General features: G+C 72.7%; 4 protein-coding genes. 3 read left to right on the top strand and 1 reads right to left on the bottom strand.

All coding sequences use genetic code 11. From position 1 onward, the window contains the following. The 3 genes from CCN33_RS27945 to CCN33_RS27935 all read left to right on the top strand — a co-directional run. Nucleotides 1-869, top strand: an 869-nt coding sequence (locus CCN33_RS27945) for an SCO0930 family lipoprotein (RefSeq protein WP_244173959.1), incomplete at its 5' end; no start/stop codon positions are given. 229 nt (nucleotides 870-1,098) lie between these two features. Further along, nucleotides 1,099-1,911 (top strand): SAM-dependent methyltransferase, encoded by an 813-nt coding sequence (locus tag CCN33_RS27940; RefSeq protein ID WP_086696187.1) that lies wholly within the window; start codon nucleotides 1,099-1,101, stop codon nucleotides 1,909-1,911. Further along, nucleotides 1,908-4,037, top strand: coding sequence for a putative bifunctional diguanylate cyclase/phosphodiesterase (locus CCN33_RS27935; RefSeq protein ID WP_086696186.1), 2,130 nt, complete (start codon nucleotides 1,908-1,910; stop codon nucleotides 4,035-4,037). Before CCN33_RS27940 ends, CCN33_RS27935 begins: the two co-directional genes overlap by 4 nt. 120 nt (nucleotides 4,038-4,157) lie before the next feature. Here CCN33_RS27935 and CCN33_RS27930 read toward each other — a convergent pair. Then, a partial coding sequence (locus tag CCN33_RS27930; RefSeq protein WP_140394709.1) for a LysR family transcriptional regulator substrate-binding protein occupies nucleotides 4,158-4,461 on the bottom strand: 304 nt, incomplete at its 5' end.

Genomic DNA, 4,461 nt, shown 5'->3' with positions numbered 1-4,461 from the left:
ACGTCACGCCCCCGGCGGCGGCGGCCCAGAACGTGGGAGCGTCGGCCAGCGCCGCCGGTATCGGCACCGGGGTCACCGCGGGCAACGGCTACGGCGCCGACGGTGCCCAGAGCAGCGCCTCCCCGACCCCCGCCGCCCCCGCGGGCAAGCTGACGGTGGCCACCAACCCGCAGCTCGGCAACGTGCTCACCGACGGGTCCGGCCTCACCCTGTACCGCTTCGACAAGGACACGGCCCAGCCGCCGAAGACCAACTGCGACGGCGACTGCGCCACCACCTGGCCCCCGGTCCCCGCCGACGACGCCAACGCCGGGGCCGGTATCGACAAGGCCATGCTGGGCGAGGTCACCCGCGCCGACGGCACCAAGCAGCTCACCATCGGCGGCTGGCCCGCGTACCGCTACGCCAAGGACCTCAACTCCGGCGACGTCAACGGCCAGGGTGTGGGCGGCAAGTGGTTCGCGCTCGCCCCCAACGGCAAGAAGGCGTCGCTGACCTCGCTGCCCGGCCTCTCCGTCCGCAAGGACCCCGAGCTCGGTGACATCGTCGTCGACAAGAACGGCCGCACGGTCTATCGCTTCCTCAAGGACAAGGCGTGGCCCAAGTCCGTCTCCAACTGCACCGGGGCGTGCCTGGAGAAGTGGCCCGCGGTCGCGCCGGTGAGCGCCGACGACACCCAGGGCGTGAAGAAGAAGGGCCTGATGCCCTTCACCCGCCCCGACGGCGTGAAGCAGATGTCGGTCAACTGCTGGCCCATCTACACCTTCACCGGCGACAAGGCTCCCGGTGACACCAACGGCCAGGGCGTGGGCGGCACTTGGTACGCCGTCTCGCCCGAGGGCAAGCCGATCGGCGCGCCCGCCCAGTAGCGGTCACCGCCCCGTGCAGGGCCCGTACCGTCCGTGTCACGCGGAGGGGACGGGCCCTGTGCCGTGCGCCCGGACGGTCACCCAGCGGGGTCGGACGGGTACTTCGCGCAGGCGGTGACCGGGAACGGATGGTCAATTTCCGTTTCGGGTCGCCCCTTTGGCGGCCGATCAGTAGCCTCAGCTCGAACACCGGCTCGCCCGTCCCTGCCGCCTACGCCTGGAGTGATACATGGAGCGCCCCGCCTGGGCCCCCCGGAGCATCGACATCTCGGTGCCGAGCGTCTCGCGCATGTACGACTACTACCTGGGCGGTTCGCACAACTTCGAGGTCGACCGGGAAGCGGCCCGCAAGGCGATGGAGTTCCTCCCCGGCCTGCCCAAGATCATGCAGGCCAACCGGGCGTTCCTGCGCCGGGCCGTGCGGTTCGCCGCCGAGCAGGGCATCGACCAGTACCTCGACGTCGGCTCCGGCATCCCCACCTTCGGCAACGTCCACGAGATAGCCCAGGCCGCCCGCCCCGGTGCCCGCGTCGTCTATGTCGACCACGATCCCGTCGCCGTCGCGCACAGCCAGGCGGTGCTCGCGGGGAACGAGGACGCCGGGGTGGTCGCCGCCGATCTGCGCAAGCCGCGGGAGATCCTCACCAGCCCCGAGGTGGCCCGGCTGATCGACCTCGACCGGCCGGTGGCCCTGCTGCTGGTGGCCGTACTGCACTTCCTGGAGGACGCCGACGAACCCCACCGCGCGGTGGCCGAACTGCGGGCCGCGCTCGCGCCGGGCAGCCTGCTGATCCTCACCCACGCCTCCTACGAGGGCATCCCGCTGCCCGAGGAGCGCGCCGAGGGCGCGGTGGACGTGTACCGGGACATCCGCAACCCGCTGGTGATGCGCCCGCGCGACGAGATCGCCCGCTTCTTCGACGGCTTCGAACTGCTCGACCCCGGACTGGTCCATCTCCCGGACTGGCGGCCCGAGTCGGCACGGGAGGACGAGGACGACTTCGCGTTCTCCGGGTTCGCCGGCGTGGGGCGTACGGCGTGAGCGCGGAGCCGGACGGCCCGGAAGGCAGAGTGCGGCGGCTGACGACGATCTGGAGCCGGGCCGTCTACCCCGTCACCTCCACGTCGCTCACCCGCGCCGAGTTCGAGGAGCTGCTGCTTCCTCTCGCCCACCGCCTCAGCCGGGCGCTCAGGGCCAGAAGCTTCGACGCGGGGGAGGCGCGGGCGGTCGGCGCCGCGCTGGTCGAGGCGCACGGCACCGATCCCGAGGTGCTCGCCCGCACCCTGGACTGCGTCGACGCCTACCTCGTCCTGTACTGCGGTGACGACAGCCCGCAGGACCAACTCCGCATGCGTTCCTCGCGGTTGCAGCACGCCATGGCCGCCGGGTACGCCCAGGCGCTGCGCGAGCGCACCCGCGCCGAGCAGGAGTGCATCGCGCAGGCCGCACTCCGGGCCCAGGGTGTGGTCGCCGAAGCCCTGCACGCCAGCGAGGCCCGCTTCCGTGCGGTGTTCGAGGGCGCGGCGATCGGCATCGGCATCGCCGACCTCGACGGCAACGTCCTCCAGGTCAACGGCGCCCTCCAGCGCATGTTCGGCCTCTCCGAGAACACGATGCGCGGCCGGAGGGTCCGCGACTGGACCCACCCGGAGGACGCGCCCCAGACCTGGCGGCTCTACGAGGAACTCGTCCGCGGCGAACGCGACCACTACCACGTGGAGAAGGCGTTCCACCGGACCGACGGCACCGCGCTGTGGACCAACCTCACGGTCTCCCTGCTCCGCGACGCCGACGGCGCCCCGCAGTACCAGCTCGCGCTGATGGAGGACACCACCGAGCGCCGGCTGCTCCATCTGCGGCTGCGCTACGAGGCCACGCACGACGCCCTGACCGGGCTGCCCAACCGGACCCTGTTCTTCGAGCGGCTGGAGAAGGCGCTCGCGGCGGGCGAGGGCCAGCGCTTCGGGCTGTGCTACCTCGACCTCGACGGCTTCAAGGCCATCAACGACAGCCTCGGCCACGCGGCCGGCGACCGGCTGCTGGTGGAGGTCGCGGACCGGCTGCAGTCCTGCACCACCGCGCCCGGCGAGATGGTCGCCCGGCTCGGCGGCGACGAGTTCGTGGCCCTCACCACCGGCCGCGACACCGAGCGCGGGGTGGAGGAGCTGGCCGAACGCATCAGCCACGCCCTGCTCACCCCGGTCGGCATCGACGGCCGCGACCTCCTGGTGCGCGGCAGCCTCGGCATCGTGGAGGGCCCGGCGGGGGAGCGTACGGCGGCGGAGGTGCTGCGCAGCGCCGACATCACGATGTACCGGGCCAAGTCGGCGGGCGGCAACCGGGCCGAGCTGGCCGACCCGGAGGCGGACGCCCGCGCGATCACCCGGCACGGGCTCACCACCGCACTGCCGAGCGCGCTGGAACGCGGTGAGTTCTTCATCGAGTACCAGCCCCTGGTCCACCTCGGCGACGGCACCGTGAGCGGTGCGGAGGCCCTGGTCCGCTGGCTGCACCCGCAGCACGGGGTGCTCGGCCCGGACCGCTTCATCCCGCTCGCCGAGCACACCGGGCTGATCGTGCCGCTGGGCCGGTGGGTCCTTGAGGAATCGATCCGGCAGGCCCGTGCGTGGCGGGAGAAGACGACCGGCCCGCTCCGGATCAACGTCAACCTCTCCCCGTGCCAGCTCACCCACCCCGGCCTGGTGCAGGACACCGTCGACATCCTGGAGCGCGCCGGTGTCACCCCGGACGCGCTGTGCCTGGAGGTCACCGAGTCCGCGCTGATCGGCGCCGACGACGGCCTCCTGAAGCCGCTGCGCCGGCTCGCCGAGATGGGCGTCGACATCGCCCTGGACGACTTCGGCACCGGCTACTCCAATCTCGCCAACCTCCGCCGCCTCCCGGTCAGTGTCCTCAAGCTCGACCGCTCCTTCACCCAGGGCATGCAGCAGTACCCCGCCGATCCGGTGGACCTCAAGATCGTCGAGGGCATCGTCTCCCTCGCCCACAGCCTCGACCTCGCGGTCACGGTGGAAGGCGTGGAGACCAGCGCCCAGGCCGACCAGCTCCGCCTCCTCGGCTGCGACACCGCCCAGGGCTGGTACTACGCCCGCCCGGGCCCCCCGGAGCAGCTCCACACCCTGGCGTTGGCGGACGCGACGGGTTAGCGGCGACAGGGGGTGCGGCCGGCAAGCGGTCCGCACCCCGCCAGGGGCGCGGGAAACCGCGCGACCAGCCCCGACGAACGCGCCCCCGCGAAATCCCAGCACCAGGCAGACGGGCAGGCGCTACCGCTCCAGCAGCATCCGCTGGAGTTCCCTGGCCCCCCGAGGCGGGGCCACGTCGCTGCGGTGGGCCAGGGCGATGGTCCGGGAGAGGCCGGGCCGGGCGAGCGGCGTCACCCGGAGGCCCCGCCCGGCACGGCTCGCCACCATCCGGGGTACGACAGCCACGCCCAGCCCCGCGCGGACGAAGCCGAGGACCGCGTCCATCTCACCCCCCTCGACAGCGAACTCCGGCTCGAAGCCGGCGGAGCGGCACGCGTTCACGGTGAGTTCGCGGAGGTCGTAGCGGCCGGGCCGGGCGAGCGGC

Source organism: Streptomyces recifensis (assembly GCF_002154615.1).
Taxonomy (GTDB): domain Bacteria; phylum Actinomycetota; class Actinomycetes; order Streptomycetales; family Streptomycetaceae; genus Streptomyces; species Streptomyces griseoluteus.
This window is presented reverse-complemented; position numbering and strand designations above follow the sequence as displayed.